This is a genomic window from Paenibacillus sp. TCA20 (assembly GCF_000732325.1).
Taxonomy (GTDB): Bacteria; Bacillota; Bacilli; order Paenibacillales; family Paenibacillaceae; genus Paenibacillus; species Paenibacillus urinalis.
Genome location: NZ_BBIW01000001.1, coordinates 668,834 through 689,350 on the forward strand (window position 1 = coordinate 668,834; position 20,517 = coordinate 689,350).

At 44.5% G+C, this 20,517-nt stretch carries 23 protein-coding genes; 5 read left to right on the plus strand and 18 right to left on the minus strand.

The genetic code is table 11. The features are described 5' to 3' along the window. Positions 1–26 precede the first annotated feature (26 nt). Positions 27–512, minus strand: coding sequence for a DinB family protein (locus TCA2_RS03115; RefSeq protein WP_052511696.1), 486 nt, complete (start codon positions 510–512; stop codon positions 27–29). Positions 513–598: 86 nt separating this feature from the next. After that, entirely contained in the window at positions 599–1,672 is a 1,074-nt protein-coding gene (locus TCA2_RS03120; RefSeq protein ID WP_047910058.1) for an undecaprenyldiphospho-muramoylpentapeptide beta-N-acetylglucosaminyltransferase, read from the minus strand. Between the two features lie 125 nt (positions 1,673–1,797). Here TCA2_RS03120 and TCA2_RS03125 point away from each other — a divergent pair, with 125 nt between their 5' ends. From TCA2_RS03125 to TCA2_RS03140, 4 genes are all read left to right on the plus strand, one after another. After that, positions 1,798–2,988 carry a MalY/PatB family protein gene (locus TCA2_RS03125; RefSeq protein WP_047910059.1) on the plus strand — a complete coding sequence of 397 codons (1,191 nt, stop codon included), beginning with the start codon at positions 1,798–1,800 and terminating at the stop codon, positions 2,986–2,988. A gap of 401 nt (positions 2,989–3,389) precedes the next feature. Next, positions 3,390–4,352 (plus strand): sugar ABC transporter permease, encoded by a 963-nt coding sequence (locus TCA2_RS03130; RefSeq protein WP_047910060.1) that lies wholly within the window; start codon positions 3,390–3,392, stop codon positions 4,350–4,352. Positions 4,353–4,367: 15 nt separating this feature from the next. Beyond that, the gene (locus tag TCA2_RS03135) at positions 4,368–5,237 is read left to right on the plus strand and encodes a carbohydrate ABC transporter permease (RefSeq protein ID WP_047910061.1); all 870 of its coding nucleotides are present in this window, start codon (positions 4,368–4,370) and stop codon (positions 5,235–5,237) included. 66 nt (positions 5,238–5,303) lie between these two features. Continuing rightward, positions 5,304–6,932, plus strand: coding sequence for an extracellular solute-binding protein (locus tag TCA2_RS03140; RefSeq protein WP_047910062.1), 1,629 nt, complete (start codon positions 5,304–5,306; stop codon positions 6,930–6,932). Positions 6,933–7,003: 71 nt separating this feature from the next. Here TCA2_RS03140 and TCA2_RS03145 read toward each other — a convergent pair whose 3' ends face one another. The 3 genes from TCA2_RS03145 to TCA2_RS03155 all read right to left on the minus strand — a co-directional run bounded on the left by TCA2_RS03145 (position 7,004) and on the right by TCA2_RS03155 (position 9,850). After that, positions 7,004–7,645: an alpha/beta hydrolase gene (locus tag TCA2_RS03145; RefSeq protein WP_047910063.1), complete on the minus strand. Its 642-nt coding sequence runs from the start codon at positions 7,643–7,645 to the stop codon at positions 7,004–7,006. A gap of 158 nt (positions 7,646–7,803) precedes the next feature. Beyond that, positions 7,804–9,270 carry an N-acetylmuramoyl-L-alanine amidase family protein gene (locus TCA2_RS03150; RefSeq protein WP_047910064.1) on the minus strand — a complete coding sequence of 489 codons (1,467 nt, stop codon included), beginning with the start codon at positions 9,268–9,270 and terminating at the stop codon, positions 7,804–7,806. 157 nt (positions 9,271–9,427) lie between these two features. Further along, complete coding sequence (locus TCA2_RS03155) at positions 9,428–9,850, minus strand: VanZ family protein (RefSeq protein WP_052511700.1); 423 nt, start codon at positions 9,848–9,850, stop codon at positions 9,428–9,430. Positions 9,851–10,092: 242 nt separating this feature from the next. Between TCA2_RS03155 and TCA2_RS03160 the strand changes: the two genes are divergently transcribed. Then, positions 10,093–11,535, plus strand: a complete 1,443-nt coding sequence (locus tag TCA2_RS03160; RefSeq protein ID WP_047910065.1) for an amino acid permease — start codon at positions 10,093–10,095, stop codon at positions 11,533–11,535. A 24-nt stretch (positions 11,536–11,559) separates the two neighbouring features. Here the strand turns inward: TCA2_RS03160 and TCA2_RS03165 are convergent, their stop codons facing one another. The 13 genes from TCA2_RS03165 to TCA2_RS03225 all read right to left on the minus strand — a co-directional run bounded on the left by TCA2_RS03165 (position 11,560) and on the right by TCA2_RS03225 (position 20,190). Next, the gene (locus tag TCA2_RS03165; RefSeq protein ID WP_047910066.1) at positions 11,560–12,048 is read right to left on the minus strand and encodes an NUDIX hydrolase; all 489 of its coding nucleotides are present in this window, start codon (positions 12,046–12,048) and stop codon (positions 11,560–11,562) included. 24 nt (positions 12,049–12,072) lie between these two features. After that, positions 12,073–12,501 (minus strand): hypothetical protein, encoded by a 429-nt coding sequence (locus TCA2_RS03170; protein ID WP_047910067.1) that lies wholly within the window; start codon positions 12,499–12,501, stop codon positions 12,073–12,075. 206 nt (positions 12,502–12,707) lie between these two features. After that, positions 12,708–13,490, minus strand: coding sequence for a Cof-type HAD-IIB family hydrolase (locus TCA2_RS03175; protein ID WP_047910068.1), 783 nt, complete (start codon positions 13,488–13,490; stop codon positions 12,708–12,710). Positions 13,491–13,582: 92 nt separating this feature from the next. Continuing rightward, on the minus strand, positions 13,583–14,230 hold the full coding sequence (gene rnhA / locus TCA2_RS03180) for a ribonuclease H (RefSeq protein ID WP_047910069.1): 648 nt from the start codon (positions 14,228–14,230) through the stop codon (positions 13,583–13,585). Positions 14,231–14,353: 123 nt separating this feature from the next. Further along, positions 14,354–14,974 carry a class I SAM-dependent methyltransferase gene (locus TCA2_RS03185; protein WP_238546266.1) on the minus strand — a complete coding sequence of 207 codons (621 nt, stop codon included), beginning with the start codon at positions 14,972–14,974 and terminating at the stop codon, positions 14,354–14,356. Between the two features lie 76 nt (positions 14,975–15,050). Further along, entirely contained in the window at positions 15,051–15,527 is a 477-nt protein-coding gene (locus TCA2_RS27070; RefSeq protein ID WP_047910071.1) for an NUDIX domain-containing protein, read from the minus strand. Between the two features lie 262 nt (positions 15,528–15,789). Then, positions 15,790–16,431 carry a histidine phosphatase family protein gene (locus TCA2_RS03195; RefSeq protein ID WP_047910072.1) on the minus strand — a complete coding sequence of 214 codons (642 nt, stop codon included), beginning with the start codon at positions 16,429–16,431 and terminating at the stop codon, positions 15,790–15,792. Positions 16,432–16,444: 13 nt separating this feature from the next. Next, positions 16,445–16,789 (minus strand): SdpI family protein, encoded by a 345-nt coding sequence (locus tag TCA2_RS03200; RefSeq protein WP_047910073.1) that lies wholly within the window; start codon positions 16,787–16,789, stop codon positions 16,445–16,447. A 113-nt stretch (positions 16,790–16,902) separates the two neighbouring features. After that, complete coding sequence (locus tag TCA2_RS03205; RefSeq protein WP_047910074.1) at positions 16,903–17,748, minus strand: nucleotidyltransferase domain-containing protein; 846 nt, start codon at positions 17,746–17,748, stop codon at positions 16,903–16,905. Positions 17,749–17,772: 24 nt separating this feature from the next. After that, positions 17,773–18,198, minus strand: a complete 426-nt coding sequence (locus TCA2_RS03210) for a GNAT family N-acetyltransferase (RefSeq protein ID WP_047910075.1) — start codon at positions 18,196–18,198, stop codon at positions 17,773–17,775. A 1-nt stretch (position 18,199) separates the two neighbouring features. Continuing rightward, positions 18,200–18,928 carry an FAD-dependent thymidylate synthase gene (gene thyX / locus TCA2_RS03215; RefSeq protein ID WP_047910076.1) on the minus strand — a complete coding sequence of 243 codons (729 nt, stop codon included), beginning with the start codon at positions 18,926–18,928 and terminating at the stop codon, positions 18,200–18,202. A 190-nt stretch (positions 18,929–19,118) separates the two neighbouring features. Further along, complete coding sequence (locus TCA2_RS03220) at positions 19,119–19,580, minus strand: DinB family protein (RefSeq protein WP_047910247.1); 462 nt, start codon at positions 19,578–19,580, stop codon at positions 19,119–19,121. Positions 19,581–19,608: 28 nt separating this feature from the next. Beyond that, positions 19,609–20,190 (minus strand): DJ-1/PfpI family protein, encoded by a 582-nt coding sequence (locus TCA2_RS03225; RefSeq protein WP_047910077.1) that lies wholly within the window; start codon positions 20,188–20,190, stop codon positions 19,609–19,611. Positions 20,191–20,517: the final 327 nt, after the last annotated feature.

Below are 20,517 nucleotides of genomic sequence, written 5' to 3' on the forward strand. Positions count from 1 at the left end.
ATCCCTCCGATGTAATCTAAACCGTGTTATGCCTCAAGCTGCTGCATCGATTCAAGCTGTTTCATATGATGCCTGTCATGCCATATAAAATCCTCTACATAACTCTGTAATGTAAAGGGGTTACCGTCCAGCCCTTTATAGGGATAAGACCAATCTTCATCCACAAGCTCGTATAAGCTTCTAATGATCAGCTCTCTATATTTCAGCGTTTCCTGCATTAGCTCCTCTGTTGATATCTTACGGGCATATTCACGCGCAGCTTCATTAAACAAATCATAGTCCAGATGCTGAATCTGAATCTGCTCCTTCTCCCCCGACGCAATGATGGATATCGCGCCCTCCCAAAAATAACGGTCCCATCTCATCATATGACACACCATCTCACGAGCGGTCCACTTGCCTTCTGCAATCGGCTGATCCCAAGGTGCATTCTGCTGCATGCTCCATCTGCGGATCCAATCATGCCATTCATGAAATGAAGCAATCAACGAATTCTTCTGCACTCTATTCACGGCTTTCATCTCCTCTTCTAGAGAATTCAGTCATTAATCAATCTTGTAAGAGTGGATATTCGTCAAAAAGTGCGAGGTTCCTGCTTTTATTTTACTTCTGCCTGCTGAATCACCTTAATTATATTCGTCATCGCATCGGATGTACGATAAGCACGCATATTCTGAATGTATTTCTCTTGGTTCCGATCAAGATCATGGATGGCATTCAGCAAACTGGATGCCGTCAGATCCTCAGCAAGTAAGACACGGGCATAACCTGAAGCCTCAAACGACCGAGCGTTAATGATCTGATCTCCGCGGCTGACTTTATCGGAAAGAGGGATCAGGAGCATCGGCTTATGAAGCGCCAGAAATTCGAAGATAGAATTCGAACCGGCTCTCGAAATGACCAAATCCGCTGCCGCCATCAGATCAGGCAGTTCCTCCTGCACATATTCAAACACGTGATATCCTTCAGTGACTGGAGCCCCCGTCTGCTGTCCTTTACCGCAAATATGAATAATTTGATAATCAGGGATTAAATCAGGAATGATATGGTATAGAGCTTCATTCAAGTTCTTCGCGCCCAAGCTTCCTCCCATAAAGAGCAGTACGGGCTTATCATCAGAGAAACCGAGCCGGCTTCTCCCGCGCTGACGATTACCTTCTCTCAGCTCCTGTCTTATCATAGCCCCTACATGAACGACATTTGATCTTCTAAGCTGCGTTGCTGCTTCCTGAAAGGTCGTGCATACATAATCTGCCCAGGGAAGTGCAATGCGGTTAGCAAGCCCCGGAGTGAGATCCGATTCGTGAATGACAAGAGGAATACGCAGTATCCGCGCAGCAAGCACCACGGGTACGGATACGAATCCCCCTTTGGAGAACACGACCCCAGGCTTGATTTTCTTCAAATATTGATAGGCTTCTCTTACACCCTTGAGCACACGTAAGGAATCTTTTGCAATCTCGACACTGAAGTATCGGCGAAGCTTCCCTGTCGCGATTCCCTTGTATTTCACACCTTCCATTCTGCCGATCAGCTCAGCTTCAATCCCTTGTCTTGAACCAATATAATGAACACTGTAGCCTTGTTCCTGGTAATACGGAATCAGCGCCAGATTAACCGTGACATGACCCGTAGATCCCCCGCCGGTAAATACAATTTTCTTAGACTTCATGAACAACTCTCCTGTCACATTGCGTTAGCCCGCTGTTTATTAGATAATATTCACAACTGGACACCCATATCCTTTAATCGTTACATATACAATCAAACCGTTTTGGAGAAAGCAGGTACAACCACATGCAAAACAAGGATACGAATCATCCACTCGATCAAAGAATAGATCGTAAGAATTCAAGCTCTGTCAAATGGAACGGTCTTCAGCCCCTCTTCAGCGCACCCGATGCCATCCCGCTATGGGTTGCCGATATGGACTTTACTGCACCTGAGCCTGTGCTCAAGGCGCTTCGCAATATCGTAGATCATGGCATACTTGGATATGCTATGCCTGCTCCATCATTTAATGAAGCTATTGCTGCCTGGATGGACAAGCGACATAGCTGGAAAATTGAACCGGAATGGCTCGTATATACACCCGGTATTGTCCCGGCTCTGAATATAGCGGTTGAAGCCTTTACTGAACCAGGCGACAAAATTATTATACAGCCTCCAGTATACGGTCCTTTCCATAAACTTGCCAAAACACATGGCAGAGAGCTGGTAGAGAATCCGCTGATTCACGAGCAGGGTGAGTATAGAATGGATCTTACGCATCTCGAACAGGCTGCCTCACAGGATGGAGTCAAGCTGATCGTTCTATGCAGCCCGCATAACCCCGTAGGCCGGGTATGGAGTCGTGAAGAACTGAATGCCGTGATGGAGATCGCGGTGAAGCACGATATTATCGTGATCTCGGATGAGATTCATTCCGATCTCGTATTTGAATCAGGGAAGCATATCCCCTATGCTGTACTATCTGAAGAAGCCAAGATGCACTCGATCATCTGCACTGCTGCCAGCAAGACCTTCAATATCGCAGGTCTGCATACGTCCAGTGTGGTAATTGCCAACAAAGAGCTGCGTTTGAAATTCAAGAATATGATTGATAAACGTTCGATGGGCTCCATGAATCTCTTCGGAATTGCCGCTACAGAAGCTGCTTACCGGGAAGGCGAGCCCTGGCTTGAGAGCACACTTGAATATATCCATGGAAACCTTGAATACGTGATCAACTACTTTAAGACGAACATTCCAGAATGCCAGGTTTCCATGCCGGAAGCTACGTATTTGCTATGGATTGATTTCCGCAGTTTAGGAATGGAGCACAAGGAGCTGTTTGACTTCCTCGTGACGAAGGCGGGACTCGTGTTTAGCAGCGGAACAGACTTTGGCAAGGAAGGCGAAGGCTTTATGCGAATGAATGTGGCTTGTCCTCGAAGCATGCTGGAAGAGGCCATGCAGCAGCTGCACGAGGCCATGCTTAATCGATAATCAGCTAGTGAAGTGATAGAGAGCGTCATGACCGACACAGGTCATCGGCGCTCTCTTTTTATACGTCTTTATATGCGGCATCATGCTAGCATTTATTTTAAACAAGCATATACCGAATCAACGTTCATCATTTGAGAGTTATGAATATAAATTCTCAAGAACACAATTTTGCTCATATATCACTTTTTTGCAGCCACTTTTTCTCTGAGAAACACCTCAATTCCTTAAATAGTAGAATATTACGCTCATTTCAGACGATCCCGCAAATATTTACATTAAGTTTATTTAAAACAAAATATTGACAATGTAAGCGCTTGAATTTAGTATCTATTTACATCGAGCCTGTTCATTAAGGTTCATTTGTGTTTGATGTCGTACATTACTAGGGGAGGAATTGAACCATGGGAATGAACAATCCCTTGGCGGTGAAACAAACCGTACAAACCAAGAGCAAGTTTCACTTTTTAAAAAGAGAGATTATACGTAACAAATATGTATATCTGATGCTTGTTCCCGTTCTCTTGTTCTACCTTATTTTCTGTTACGGACCTATGTACGGAATCCTGCTGTCCTTCCAGAGCGGCTATAGTCCTGCTAAAGGGATCATGGGCGGTAATTGGATTGGATTTGAGAATTTCACGATGTTTTTTGAGAGCTATAATTTTTGGAGACTGATGGGCAACACCTTGATCCTGAGCGTACTAAGTCTGGTGATCGGTTTCCCCGCTCCGATTATTCTTGCACTGTTACTGAATGAGGTTCGTAATCGCTACTTCAAGAGTGCAGTGCAGACGGTCAGTTATTTACCTCACTTCATATCCGTTGTCGTTGTCGTTGGTATGCTCAAGACCTTCTCCTCTCTGGACGGCGGCTTATTTAACATCATCCGCGGCTTCTTTGGTTTTGAACCTATTATGTTCTTCACAGATAAGGACATGTTCAGACCATTGTACATTCTGTCTAATGTATGGCAGGGCGCAGGATGGGCATCGATTCTCTTCCTTGCAGCACTAGCCGGAATCAACTCTCAGCTGTATGAAGCAGCCAAGATGGACGGTGCCAACCGCTGGAGACAGCTCCTGCACATCACGCTGCCAGGTATTATGCCAACCATTGTCGTGCTCCTCATCCTGCGTATGGGCAGCATTATGAATGCGGACTTTCAGAAAATTCTATTAATGCAGACGGCAGCCACTTATGAGACCTCTGATGTTATATCGACGTTTGTTTACAGACAAGGGATGCTGCTTGGGGATCAAGCCTACTCCACTGCTATAGGTTTGTTTAACTCAATCATTAACTTTGCCCTCTTGCTCGGCGCGAACTATATCAGCCGCAAAGCTAATGAAACCAGTCTGTGGTAGAGAGGTGTGCATACGATGAAAAAATCATTTGGAGAACATATATTTGACAGCATCAACTATATCTTGCTCATTCTGATTATGCTGCTGTGCGCTTATCCGATGCTCTACATCTTCAACTCTTCCATTAGTGATCCAGAACAGCTGCTTGCCAGCCGCTCACTTATGCTGATTCCTGAAGGCTTATCTTTTGAGGCCTACACTAAAGTCTTCCAGAATCCCAAGATCTATAGCGGTTATTTAAATACATTGTTCTATGTAATTGTCGGTACCGCCCTTAACCTGGTGATGACAACACTCGCAGCTTATGCGCTGTCGAGACCTGACTTATACGGACGCAGCTTCTTCATGAAGCTGATTACATTCACTATGTTTTTCAGCGGCGGAATGATTCCAACCTTCCTGCTTGTTCAAAATTTAGGTCTGCTGGATACAAGATGGGCAATGATCCTTCCCGCAGCGATTAATACGTTCAACTTTATCATCATGCGTACGAATTTTATGAACATTCCGCTTGGACTGATCGAATCCGCCAAAATTGACGGAGCAAATGACTTCAGAATTCTTCTGCAAATTGTCGTTCCCTTATCTAAACCGATCCTTGCTGTAATGACCCTGTATTATGCGGTAGACCACTGGAATGATTTTATGGGTCCGCTTCTCTATCTAAGATCACAGGAGCTGTATCCGATTCAAATTGTGCTGAGGGATATTTTGCTCAGTAACAGCACGGAAGCCATGGGTTCTGCCAACGATACCGGATTTGCAATCGGTGAGAATATCAAGTATGCAACGATTATTATTTCTACACTTCCTATTCTGATGATCTATCCTTTCATCCAGAAATATTTTGTGCAAGGAGCACTCATCGGAGCCATTAAAGAATAAAGCTGGCGCATACTCCTAGCCTATTTGCTGCCCGCTTTAATCTATAGATAATCAAGGAGGGTTCATATGAAAAAGTTCTTGTCCTTAATGTTAACTGCGGTGATGACTACGGGACTGTTAGCCGGCTGCGGAGGGTCCGAGAGTGCAGAGGGCCCTGCACCGGAGGAAGGCGAGCAAGCGATTACGGAAATACCGCTTCCGATTGTTGAAGAGCCGATGACAATTAACTATTGGCGTGCCAATGATGCCAAGATTGCTTCAGGCAACGGATTCACGGATGTGAAGGCTTATCAGGAGAAAGAGAAAAGAACCGGCATCAAAGTTAACTTCACGCATCCACCACTTGGACAGCAAAAGGACCAGTTCAACCTGCTCGTTACAGGAAATGAGCTGCCTGACGTAATCTATTACAACTGGGCAGACGTATCAGGAGGACCAGAGAAGCTGCTCGCAGACGGCAGAATTATCAAGCTGAATGAATATATTGATCTCTATGCTCCTAACTTGAAGAAGATTATTGAAGAGGATGAGGTTGTCCGTAAACAAATCTCACTGGATGACGGAACCATCTTCATGTTCCCCTATCTTCGTACGGATGCAGTGAAGCTGAATGCAACGACAGGTATTGTGCTTCGTAAAGACTGGCTTGAGAAGCTCAATTTGAAAACGCCTACAACGATTGATGAATGGTACACAGTGCTGAAGGCTTTCCGGGAAGAAGATCCAAATGGCAACGGCAAGAAGGATGAGCTTCCCTTCACAGCGAATTGGGGTCCCGGCAATATGAGTAAATTGTATGACTTTGCTCCTTCCTTCGGGGTCCTGGGCGGTTTCCAGCTTAATGGAGATACGATTGAATACGGTCCAATTCAGCCAGGGTTTAAAAACTTCCTTGAGACGATGCAGAAATGGTATGCGGAAGGTTTAATTGATCCTGAAATTATGACCAATGACGGTAAAGCATTTGACTATAAAATAACCAATCATCAAGCAGGAGCCTATTATGGTGGTGTATTCAGCGGTATGGCCAAGTATCTCAACCTAATGGCTGATGATCCGGAATTCGACCTTGTTGGAGCTCCTTGGCCTAAAGATACTGAAGGGATCTCTCGCAGTACCTTCCGTTTCGATACCAAGGTCCTTACGTATGGAGAAGCCATTACAACTTCTGCGGATGAAGACAAGATTAAAGCCATCGTCCAGTGGATGGACTACAATTACAGTCCTGAAGGTCACGATCTGTTTAACTTCGGTATTGAAGGCGAGAGCTATACTGTCGAGGGTGACAGCATTCAGTTTACCGATACCATTCTTAAAAATCCGGATGGATTGACTTATGATCAAGCACTAGCTGGCTACGCGCTGTCCATTATGGACGGACCGATGAACCAGGATACACGTTATTTGGATGGTCTGATGGCATTTGAGCAGCAGCAGGAAGCGAATAAGGTCTGGATGGAAGCCGATTACTCCATGGCACTTCCAACGCTGCGCAAAACAGAGGAAGAGGCTCGAAAAGAAGCGCAGATTATGGGTCAGGTAACCACTTATCTGGATGAAATGATGACCAAGTTCATCTTGGGTGACGAACCTCTCACGAACTTTGATCAGTTTGTAGAAACGATTAAGGGTATGGGAATCGAAGAGGTCATCAAGATCAACCAAGATGCATACGAACGCTATCAAGCACGTTAATGAACATTGAGTTAGCTTTACCAAAGGGAGCAGCCGGAATTCCGGCTGCTCCCTCTTATCATTACTTCTATTTATAAATAAGCTGAATTCTTAATCGTATCAAAGAAATTCGAATAGGCTCCTGCCAGCTGGCTTAAGTGCTCTACAGACCTTCGAACGTCTGTTACCTCCAAGCCATGGCCCGCATCTGCAATTTTAATAATATCCAATTGATCCGAGGCATGTGCCTCCAGCTTCGCTCTGCTCTCTTCACTGAACAATGAATCCTTTGTTCCGTAAATAACCAGTCCGGAAGAACGCAGAATGTAATCCAGCGTACCGTCAAGCGGGGTAAGATATAAATGCGAAAGGTGCGGAGCTTCAATATGCTGTGAGACATAACCTGCCAACAGTGTTCCCAGACTCTTGCTTACAAATACCAGCTTGTCGTAACCTTCACTGTAGTGCTGTACGGTCTCAAATACTTCCTCCTCAAGAATAGATCGCTGCTCACGCTCTAGAGCAACGCGCGCGCTTTGAAATCCGTATTCCATTAACAAGACGTCCAATCCTTGTTCAATTGCGCTCTGAACAGCATAATGCAGAACGGGTAGTTCACAGGAGTAGTTCTGTCCAGGAAGAAATACAACAAGTGTGTCTGAGCCCTGTGTCGTTTGTCTGATCCGTACATCTGTACCCCAATATGATTCTTCATAAAAAGTATGATGCTCCACGAACTACACCTCGCTTTCCACAATATCACAACCCATTATATCGTAAACTGGAAAATAATAGAATCCATTTTTATTAAACAACGTAAAAGAAATCATCAAATGCAAAAGAGGCATCTGCTTCGTGAGCAGATGCCTCCTGTTAACCTAGGATATATTAATTATAATTTCAAATACTCTTTAATTCCGTCCACAATACTTTTCGCAACTCTGTCCTGGAAATCTTCGTTGAATAAGGTTGCTTCCTCTGCTTTATTCGATAAGAAACCGACCTCGAGTAGGGCTGCAGGCATATCTGTGTTTCGCAGTACGGACAGATTCGCTGATTTTACTTTTCGATCCTTAAGTCCCGTTGCTTTGCTCATATGCTTATGAATAATATCGGCCAGTGCTTTATCTTCACTTTTCTTATAATAAGTCTCGGTGCCGCTTGCGGAAGGAGATCCCGCCACCGAATTCGCATGCACTGAAATGAAAATATCTGCATTCGCATTATTCGCTATCTTGGCCCGCTCCACAAGCTCCGGATAAGTATCACCATCTCTAGTCATGATGACTTCGATATTCGGGTTATTCTGGAGCAGAGCTTCAATCTTTAAGCTAAGTGACAAGGTAAAATCTTTTTCAAGTTTACCTGTGATTCCAACTGCTCCCCCATCATGCGCTCCATGTCCCGCATCCAGAACAACAATTTTTTTGCCTGAACCTGTATTATTACCTGTTCCCGTACCTGGTGTCTCAGGCAATGGCGTCTCCGGTATTACCGGGTCTGGAAGATTCGTATCGTGATTCAGATCGACGATCAGAAGGCTTGTCCCCTCTTGTGTTACCTTATATCCGGTAGTCTCGTTCATATCCATTACGATCCGAACGGTTGAAGGATCTGTGCTGAATAGAGCGTATCGAATCTGTGATACCATCGGATAATCCGTCACTTGGATGGAGCCCGATGCTTGTGCATTAAGATCGTTACCAAAGTTTGCAGCAAATTCCGTATTCGGAAGATCGACTACAATGCGATCCGGTCCACTCATAGTAAATACTCGCGGGGTAACCGTGCTGCTAGTTGCTACGAGCAGCCTGTTCTCGCTAAAACTAATCCCGGATATCTGTGCCAGTCCTTGATCGATATTCCCCTCTTCGCCCTGACCCGCATTGCCCGATCCTGCTGGAGGCTGACTTCCTCCTCCTGAACCGGTAATTTGCTTCAAGCTTGCTGTCTTCGTCTGGTTATCCCAGCTCACATGCAGTCCAAACTGTTCTCCAACGAAGCGCAGCGGCACAAGCGTCGTCTTGCTCTTAATGCCAGGTGCATTATCAAGAACAACCGACTGGTTGTCCACCAGAGCGTTCTTGTCATTGATGACCATCTTGATGACGGTGCCATTTTGCTGTATTGTGACCGTTCCTGTCTTCTGCTCCCAACCGACTGTGTATCCCATTTCTTCAGCGACCATACGGATTGGAATCATAACTGATTTGTTAATGATCTCAATCTTGGAACTGTCTGAACCCCCGAGCTTCTTATCATTTAGATAGATACTCGCTTGTCCATCCTCCGCATGACTTAAACCAGGAAGCACCCACAACCCTACAAAAAACAACATAAACAGCAAAATCCTCTTCAAACTCTCACACATCCTTTTGGTCGTCTTGTAATATCACCAGCATCCTGCACCTTTTACATCATCTACTATTAAAAACGCGATTTAGCATAATTTGTTGCATGATCCGTTCTTTATTTTTCGAAGTTTAGAAAGACGAAGTAAATACTACATTTATCGGTTAAATACCGGCATTTGTGAAGAGACGATAGATTCCATAACCGATCGATCCGCCTATGACGTTTAAGAACAGATCATCAACGTCCCCTGTTCCAACTCTGAGCAGCATCTGGGCGGTCTCCAGCACGATAATAAGTGCAGTAAATAATAATAGAAATTTGATGAAGCTCCACCTGCTCGGAAAGGCAGCGGGGATTAAATATCCAAAAGGAATGAACACGGCGACATTGCCGACTAAATTAATAAGTGTGTCTAATAGATTACGTGCTGACACATTCGCCAAATATTTCGATATGGTATGAAAAGGGACCATATTATAGCGATAATCGATATGGACCGAGCGATTAAAGCCTGCAAACATGAAGTATAGAAGCAGCAAACTGTATGTTATAAGAAGAATACGTACCATGGTTGTCCGTTGCACGATGCCGCACCTCTTGACAGTATAAGATTTAACGACAACATTCCCGAAAAATACTGAATTTCCCTGCCTATGTTCTATCATAGACGAATTACAATATTTTGCCAATTGGTTCAGGTCATTTTTTCAATCGAATTTCGAGAAATTTAGACATGAAACAAATACATGTATCATTTCTCGTCATCAACACCATATTAAAACACGATTGAGAAAAGATATGTGACACAGAGGAGGAAGCTTCTTAAATGAGCAGTTGCAAAGAGAGCGCAAACGATCAAGTCAAGAGCGGGCAAAACCTCAAATGGTGGCAGCTGTCTCTGCTTGGAGTGGCTTGTACCATTGGTACGGGATATTTTCTCGGCTCCGCACTTGCCATTGAAATCGGAGGTCCTTCAGTTCTCCTGACTTTTCTGCTGGCCGCTGCAGGTACATACTGTGTATTCGATGTGCTCGCACAAATGACTGCCAAGTCCCCGGAACAGGGGTCTTTCCGATCTTATGCCAAAAAAGCCTACGGGCGCTGGGCAGGATTTAGCAGCGGCTGGGCTTATTGGTGCTCCGAGCTGCTCATTATGGGCAGTCAGTTGACTGCACTCTCCCTGTTCTCCCGTTTCTGGTTTCCTCAAATTCCGGTATGGATGTTCGCTGCTGGATTCGCGATATTGGGTCTGATTGTAGTGATCATTGGTAACAAGCTGTTTGATCCACTGGAAAGTGTAGCAGCCGTTATCAAAATCGCGGCGATCCTCATGTTCATCGTGCTGGGATCTGCAGCCTTATTTGGGTGGCTGTCGGGGGGCATAGAACCGCAAATGCCGGTATCTGCCCTGGATTTATTCCCTAACGGTTTGACGGGCGCATGGGCAGCACTTCTATTTTCATTCTATGCTTTTGGCGGAATTGAGGTCATGGGGCTCATGGCCCTCCGATTACAGGAGCCTAAGGAAGCGCAAAAAGCCGGCAGAACGATGATCCTTCTGCTGGGGGTCATATACATGATCTCCTTGTTCCTAGTCGTATCCATCGCGCCTTGGCGCGGATTTGGTACAAAGGAAAGTCCTTTTATCCAAGCTCTGAACACATATAATCTTCCTTATGTACCGCATATCATGAATGGAGTTCTGATTGTTGCTGGATTCTCTACGATGGTTGCGTCCTTATATGCGGTAACGACCATGCTGATCACGCTTGCACAAGACAAAGACGCCCCTCCTCTTTTTGCCAAAAAGGTGAAGAAGCGTTTCCCGGTTTACTCCTTTGGAATGACTGCAGCGGCACTATGTGCATCCATCGTTCTGGCACTGCTGCTTCCAGGCACACTGTACGAATATGTTACGACGGCCGCTGGCCTGATGCTTTTATTCAATTGGACTTTTATCTTGATCACCGCAGGTAAGCTTCTAAAGCTTACTGCATTTGGACAGATCAAGAGATACGGCTCCATCCTTCTTATCCTGCTAGCTATAACAGGAACACTGTTCCACAGCACGAGTCGGCCTGGTTTCTGGATCAGCTTCTTGTTCATCGCGTGTATTGGGTTGATTACTTGGTTTATGCACAGCAAGATCTGGAGTAAGGAAGGAAAAAGGAATCAGACACATAAGACGGATAAGCATCTTATTGAACAGCTAAAGAAAGATCGGCATCGCTTCCCTGCCCGTGTCAGAAAAGCAAAGCACAATAAATAAAAATCGATCAGATTTAGTCGTCAGTCAATCACGAACGACTCTATGCTTCAGATAGAACATCAAGGCTGCCCGGTCGATATCCGAAAACTGAAGAGGATTCTGCTCCATCATGGAGGCTATATGCTTTACGTTGACCCAGGCCGGGTTCAGCGATTCATCTCCTGCTTCGAGGAGTTTTCCTTCCGCTTTGCATATAAAATACATTCCTATCGAATCAATAGGGCCCTTTGTTGTTTGATGAGCACAGAAGGGCTCAACAACCTCTACTTCAAAGTCAGGGTTAATACCGGTCGTGTCGATTCGCTTGGAAGCGCCCTCAATGCGAGTCACCTTAAGTCCTGTCTCCTCTTCCACTTCTCTGATCAGCGCTTGATATATCGGTTCGTACAGCTCGATTCTGCCTCCAGGGAGTTCAAGACATTCCTGCCCCGGTTTGTTCCGGCTCTGAATAACAAGCTCAGTTCCTTGCTTGCTGTCCCGCTCAACAAAAGCTCTTGCGTTGACGTAGAACATAGTCATCCTCCTTCTCGAGATAATCTAATCATCCAGCTTCCACAGCTTAGAATCTTCATTCTGTATAAATACCGCATTCTTCTGCTTGATGGCTTGCTCATACAAGCCCGTCTCAAAGTCCCCGGCTGAACGTGGCAGCTCGATATAACGTATTGCTGTGTTATTACGGACAAAGACGAGTAGTGTCATGGAGTCTAAATATTGAATACCATCAGGCACTTCATCCATATTACGAACATCAATTGACAAAGGATCTAGATAAGGACCGAATATGTACAGCTCTTCCCAAGAAAATGGGGTTAGTTCTTCTAATTCAATGCGATCTCCGGCTTGAGCTTCGGTTAGCTTGCTCACCATTGCAGCATCGTCGAACGGACGCGGGCGATCAATCCAATCCCATAAGAACAGGAATAAGGTTACCAACAATAATAACATATATATCCACTTTTTCATGTAATGGTTCTCCCCTTGTATGTAAATTTTTTAGTAAAAACGCAAACACACCTGCTGTCATGTTGTAATGAAATAGAGTTTGCTCATAAGACTTGTGTAACCTGAAATAAATAGCAATAATGATTTTTCACGTGAAAGAAAATACAAAAAAAGACGGATCCTTGTTCGGATCCATCTTCTGCTCACTTCAACATAATAAGGTTAGATTAAAGCAACCCTGCATGCTCCAGGCCTCTGCGAATGCCCTTCTCGTCTACCGAGCTTGTCACATGGTTCGCATAGGATTTAACCTCATCATTCGCATTTCCCATAGCAATCCCAAGTCCGACATAAGACAGCATTTCCACATCATTCAAGCCATCGCCAAAAGCAACAACCTCATCCTTGGATCGTCCGATATGCTTAAGGACCGCCTCAATTCCCTTAGCCTTTGAGCCACCTGCCGGAATAACATCCATTGCATACTTATGCCATCTAACAAAATGAAGATCGTCATAACCCGCTTCCTTCGCCGTGTACAGATGCTCTTCATGCTCCTGGCAGTACAGGAGTGCTTGGTAGATTGGAGCTTCCTTCCAGTAACCCGTCTTGTAACCCGGTACTTCAACTTGAAGCGTTTGGAAGGACGCCGCTATGAACTCGTGAAGCTCCATATTGGAGAATCCAGCCTCAGCTCCCTGCATGACAATGGGATGATTGTACGACAGAGCGCTGTTCTCCAATCTCTCAAGTGTGTTCGTGTGTATAGGATGCGAATATATCATCTCGCCTTTATAGACAACATAAGAACCATTAAGACTTATGAAAGAATCAATACCCAGCTGGGACATGTATTTTGTAAAATAATACGGTGCTCTTCCGGTAGCAATAAAGACGTCAGTCCCTTTTGCCTTCAATTCGTTGATCGCCTCGATCGTATCTTGTGGAATTACTTTCTCATCATTGACTAATGTTCCATCGATATCAAAAAATACTACTCTATAGGTCATGGTTGTAACATCCTCCATCGCTGCTGTGTTGTTGTGTGTGTTAAGTACAATTTTCGCTTGTTATCGCGAGGTGCAAGGCAAATGCAGCATGTTTATTTTCTCCCGTAATCAGCCTTGATTTCTCCCCATGCTTTGGTTTCCCACTTTAATATTTTATTATTGTAAGTATGGGTGGCAAGCCATTTCTCTGCCCGATCAATCATATCCCAAATCTGCTGGGTGGAAGCATCCCGCTTCAAGGTCGTTGCCGCCTTCTTCTGTCTGACCCACTTCATTGCATTCACAGAATCACTGTAAATGGTCTTGCTGCTGCCCTGCTGCTGTAAATACGCCAGAGCATGTACAATGGCGAGGAACTCTCCAATATTATTGGTCCCATTCGGAATAGGCCCCACACTAAACAAGACATCTCCTGTCCGGGTGTCTACACCCTTATACTCCATCGGTCCGGGATTGCCTCTTGTTCCTACGTCCACAGAAATACTATCGTAATCGATTTCAGAGGCAGATATCGAAGCGGATGCTCCCTTATGGAAGCCACTGCCTTGAGATTTGCCTGCGGTGTTTCCCCATATGCCTTTCCATCCGCTGGCATAAGCTTTTTCAGCCTCTGCTCTGGATTCAAAAGCTTTATATTTTGCACCGGTCACTCCGTTCACCTGCTGCTGGCATGCTGGCCAGCTGGTATAGATCCCGGGTGTTTTTCCTTCCCATACCACATAATACTTTTGCTTCGCCATATTTCCCTCCATATGATTCCCTAACGCGCGTTATTATCTACAATACCTTCTTACGGCCCTGGATGCAAAAAAGAACACCTAAGTTCCAGAAGTTATTGAACTCAAGTGTCCTTATATAACCTATCACCTAGATAATTTAAGCATTTGGTTCGCTCCACGCTGAAATTCGTAAGATACATTAACTAGCTCACTCGCCCATCCTTCTCTATCTACATATGAAAGGACTTCATCTAGTAATGGATATCTCCTTCCATCCAGCTGAATAATGGGATAAATCCGAATTTCCTCTTCAGCCACTCTCATCATCTCTTGTAATGTATCTAGATGAAATTGAAGAGACAAACGCTCACCATACATGAACAAAAAATGTGCACTTAATATCAGATCAAACTGCTTATCTTGAAAGGGTAACTGAGGAAGTGCCGCCTCTATGTAATTCTCTGGATTTGCTCGCCTATCTGTTGTACTTAAGTCAAGAGCATGGGTTCGATGGTCTAAGAGATCGGCCAAATTAGAAAAATAATTCCATTTGTACTGATCCTGAGCCTTAGACATTTGCTCCATCGCATGTTTGATATCTTCTTTGCCTTTGGCATACAGGATATCCCATGAATAAGCATAGGCAATGTCCACGGATTTCGCCTTACCTCCACGTTGATTGGCAACAGCCGTAAAGGAACAAGCTCCGCCTGGACAATCCAAAATACGCTTTGATACAATGTCATCGTTAGAAATTTGAAACATGTGTTCATATTCTTCATATGAACGCCCAATAAATATAATACGATTCAAGTCTAGGCCACTGTTCTTCATACTTCGCTCAGCTCACGATATGTTTGATGCCATTGGCAGTATTAATATCTTTCAACTCAGGAACAACAAATTCAGGTACAACCCAATGCCGCTCTAATTCATTCAGCGGAATCCATTTATACACGTAATCTTTGTTCGTTCCTGCAAACTCGCATGTTTTCTTGAAGATTGGATGCTGAAGGGGAAGCTCTAAAAGGAAAAACATTCCTGACTCATGAATTTGTATCGTCGGCGAGATCGGCAATTCAATTATATTCTCGATCAGCCATACCTGCTGTTCACTGATGACAGGCACACCAAGCCAATCATATATCATCTTACCAATCGTGTACTCCGGAGAATCCTCAGCCTCTACGCTGCCTCCAGGCAAAAACCAATAAGGCTGGTTTCGTTCTCTTTGCAGCAACACTTTGCCTTCGTGAATGATTATTCCCCCTGTTGTTGTGTGATATTGAATCGATTCATGTTCATAGGATATCATCATCACTATTCCTCCTTAAATACAAAGCGACTGAATGAAAATCGGTGTCCGTTTGTTCCACAACATACATAGCTTCTCTCAAACCCGTTCTATCCATGCCTACAGTAAAAGACATTCGTAAATATAATAACAAGCCTGATCAGGGAATAGTTTGATTTTTCAAAAATTTATTTTTATTTTTTTATGTAATTGCTTGAATCAATTTCATAATACCTTGAGATACAAAATAAAAAGAAGCAGTGCACTATTGCATCTGCTCCTTTAACTAGGTACCATTCATTCCGGCGGTCTCAGGATAATGTGAAATATCCGCATGAAGCACAACTTCCGGCTTGTTCTCTTCATTAAATACAATCTTGCACAAGGAAGCAGGATGAATATAAGGCAAATCCCATAACGTATCAAGCGAGCGTTGCTCGATCCATGTCATCAGTAGTTTAACCACGACTGTGTGCGTTACGATAAGCACCGACTTTCCCCGATTTACGTTAAGAATATGCTTCAGTTCTTGCTGCGCTCTGGTCATCGTTTCGATGTAGGTTTCTCCACCGTCTGCAGCGAACAATTCCGGTTCCTCCCAATATTGCTGATACTTCACCGGCTCCTCTAATTTCAGCTCGTCTCCGGTCCGGCCTTCCCATAGCCCCAGATTCATTTCCCTCAAGTTATCCGTTAAGGTCACGGGTATGTCCCGGCTGCAGCGGATCAGCTCTGCAGTATGAACTGCTCTGCCGCTAGAGCTTGTGTAGATTGCATCAATTGGCTTCTCATCGAGCGCTTCACCAAGCCACCTAGCTTGACGAATACCAAGATCCGTTAGCGGAGAATCTTGATGTCCCTGCATCTTGCCCAGTACGTTCCATTCCGTTTGTCCGTGCCTTACGATATATATCGTCGTAACTGACATGTTGTTCCTCCCTTTAGTAGGTTCGATCTTCCATTTCCTTCAGTCTGCGTTCGACGACCACAAACAGGAGCAGATTGAACATCAGCATAAGTCCGACCAGAATGCCAAAGCCCTCCATACCGCGAACAAACCTGGATACAAATAAACCGATAATAATATAGAAGAGACCTATTCCGACCATCCAGGCTGCACTATAACGATTAGCTTCCTTCCACATGCGTTCACTCTTCATCGAACGATTCGTCCGGTAACCATAAATGTGGTTCATTCGTTTAGGAGGTCTGATTCGCATGAATAGTCCTAGAATGATAAATACAACCCCAACAAAGCTGAACACCACAAGATTCTCCACATCCATAGGCACCCTCCTTTTCACTGCTTAAGTTAGAGGAGCTCTTTGCTGAACTTTGCCGTCAATGATCTACTGGATAACCGCATAGGCGATAACTCCATTTTATCATGAAGCTGCCATTACCAGAACCTCTGGTACTCATTAATAATGCTTGTTATATCTATATCGGGCATTTGTAGTCTAATTAAATCCAATGTTTCGTAGATGAGCTCCGACAGCAGCTCAATGGACTCTTCCATAGGCAGCTGCCACACCATATTCATCCGATGTTCCAAGTTTATTGGTTTGATGCTCATCTGCTCATAAATTTGCCCCACACTTTTCCACTTCCCCGGATGATACATTCGGTTTAAACCGCATAAAATGGACAGCAGCTTATCTTGGTTTCGAAGCTTCCCTTCTATTACGTATAAATGATCACTTCGTTCCATATAGGATGCTTTAAGCACTGGCTCGGGGAAAAAATCGAGATTAGCTTTAATTAATGAAGTAGCAAGCTCATCAGGATATTGACTCAGTCTATCTTTCCAGCCACTGATCAAGCCTGCTGGATCATATAATGTTCTTGCCTTAAGGATGCCAGTCGCAACCGTATGGGTGTTCAAGCTAATATCATAATCTTTTAGCAATGAATCCAGCTTACGACAAGCAAGTCTTTCTGAGAAATATACGACCTCACATTTGGTCTGTTGTAACCAATAATTGACGGCCAGGGCCTCCTCCGTTATAGCTATGATCTTGCCCTGGCTGATCTGAAGATCTTGTTCTACATACTGCCTTAACGAATCAGAAATAGACCCTTCTACATAGGCGATAATATCAATATCTGATGAAGGATAGACAATCCCGGAAGCCACGGAGCCTGTAACAGCAATTGCTTTTACATCAGTTACATGATTCTTTATGCTCTCTGACTTTTCTAGTGCTATGGCAAACAAACAACTATGTAAATCCGATCGATTCATACTGCAGGCCTCCTGTCAGCAGCATTATTCTACATCCGTGTCAGAGGAACGAAGAAGAACATCGTCACGCCCGGTCCAGCCCATCCGAGACCAGAATGCCTTTCCCGTCTCATTCGAGTCAAGCACCATAATATGCGCACGCTGTATGCCTGCTTCCCGCAGTAATGCTATAGCATGGCGGACTAAATTTTTGGCAATGGACTGTCCCCGAAATTCAGGCTCCACTGCCAGATGATACAGATATCCTCTTCTTCCGTCATGACCGGAGAGCAGTGTTCCTATGACCCTTCCACTGTAGACCGCTACCTGACTGAAGCCTTGATTCCGTTCGAGGTACAGCTGTATCGACTCTCTGGAATCCGCACTACTGAGTCCCATCCCTTCCGTCTTATTCCAGAGAGCGAAGCTCTCTTCGTAATCTTCTATTACCATTTCACGAAATTCAATCATGTTAAGCTTCCTCCACTGTTATGCTGCCCAGCTCGACCATCTCTTTAAGTGCATACGGAAAAAGGGATTCACTTAAGTTCAAAATGGCTTTGGCATACAGCTGTATTTCTTTCTGCGCATCATGCATCAGACGCTGGTTCAGGAAATGACAAACGGACTGGAGAGACGCCGTCCAATACCAACGGATGTACATTCCGTATGAAGGCAAAAACAATCTGGCCTGTTCAGCACACACTCCCCTCTGAAGTGCTTCCTCATATTTCTGTACACCCAGCTCTATGTAATCGATTAACTCCTGAGTCAGCTTCGTTCCTTCTTCCATGGATAGCGGCGCTCCACTGCCTTGCTTTGAATTCTCCGGTGCACTTCTCCACTCATGATGCTGTGGGATATAGAATTCCGGCTCTTCTGTTATGTACCTGCGGCTGGATTCATTCCAGGCCTCCATACTATCGCCTGTTCCCTCCATATGACTTGATCCAATGACATATTTCCACCACTGTCTGGCTACCATGAGCGGAGCATAAACCTCAAACTGAAGCACTACATGACGAAACGGAGAGGTATGTCCCTCTCTTGCCAGGAACTGAATAAGCCGGATATCTCGATCCGATAGTGTGGTAGACTCCTTCGCATAGGATACTCTGGCCGCGTTGACAATGGTCAGGTCAGAGCCCATATGATTCACCAGCCTGACATAGCCTTTGTCCAGCACTTGTTCAAATGACATGGATATACCTTCTTTCTCTGATTCATTCTCACTATTTTACTGGATTTTCCAGTGCGGTACCAGCTAACTTTTTCATAAAAAAACACCTCTTTTTCTTATACAAAAGAGGTGTTTAATCTGAGCATAAGAGCATTTATTACAGACTTATCTCTTGTCATTCTCAAATGGCAGGAGGCGGTCTAAGTTAATTCTAGTTGGCTGATCCATCCAAGCTTAGGCCCCTCAATATTAAATTTGCAGTTATCGGAGGAAGTCCCATCTGACGTGACCATACCGATAATTGGCCTACATGGTGAATTTCGTGTACTGCCACATGACGGATAACCTCGGCATATGAGAATGAAAAAAACATCTTACGATCCATTTCATCAGACCATTGCTTTACAATCGTTTCAACCTGAGGGCGACAGCGCTGTGACAGCGCTTTTATTTCTTCTAACGAAGAATAGTCCTCGTAAGTATAATGAAACTCCGGAACGCCTTGAAGTCCATTTATCCACGCTTGCTCAATATCTACGATATGAAAAAGGGTTCGCAAAATGCTGCCCAGGCCTCCTTCCCGTTCCCTCACCAGTTCCTCTTCAGAGATCCGACTGCACCAGTCGAACCACTCTTCACGTACCTGCCAATTATATTCGAACAGCATTTGCATCATCACTCAGCTCCATTTAAATGAAATGCTAAGCAGTTACAATATCGCGTTGTCTATATGGGTAATCCATTTGCTTTCTAATCTGTTGAACCTGTTCATCTGGAACAAAGAGACCGAGCACATACAGACCAAGATCAATTGAAGCGGCTACCCCTCCGCCAGTAATGACATGTCCATCCCGCACAAGCCGGGATTTAACGACTTCCTTGCAATAAGGAGCAAGCAAATCATAATGGAAAGGATGTGTTGTCGCTCTCTTATCTGTCAGAAACCCAGCGGCACCGAGCAGTAACGAACCAGTACATGCAGACACTTTGAATTTCGTGCCAGCGGCTCCTTTAAACCAGTTCATAAACTCATCATCGGATTGAAGGGTTCGTGTTCCTGATCCTCCGGGGACAAATACCATATCATAATCCTTTAAATCGGGCTTTACTCTCGTTACCTTCACCATCATCCCATGCTCGTCACTAACTTCCTCGTGAATTCCGCATATGTCCCATGTAGTGTCATTCATTTCTGTACAAGATTTTAACCTGGCAATGACATCATAAAATCCGATAAAATCCAAAAAAGTCATGCCATTAAACACTACCATTGCTATCTTCACATCGAACACCTCTCTCGATAAATGATCTTGAAAAGGCACTACACCCTTATTATAGGTTAATTTGTATTTTTTGTATCCATTTCATTACTCATCAGCAGGTGATTTTGAAACCTATTCAATGTACATTCACCAATGATGAGGAGCAAGAATCACCCGGCCAAAATGATCAAACCCAAGCATTCGTTGATGGAGCCTTCTACAGCAGGTCCAACTCAAAATAAAAAGGTCCGAACTCTGCTTCGCCAAGCAATGCAGTATCGGACCTATTTACTCTCCCCTACTTCCTCGGATAGGTGGGGGCACCCTTTCTTGCCGGCTCATATGCGA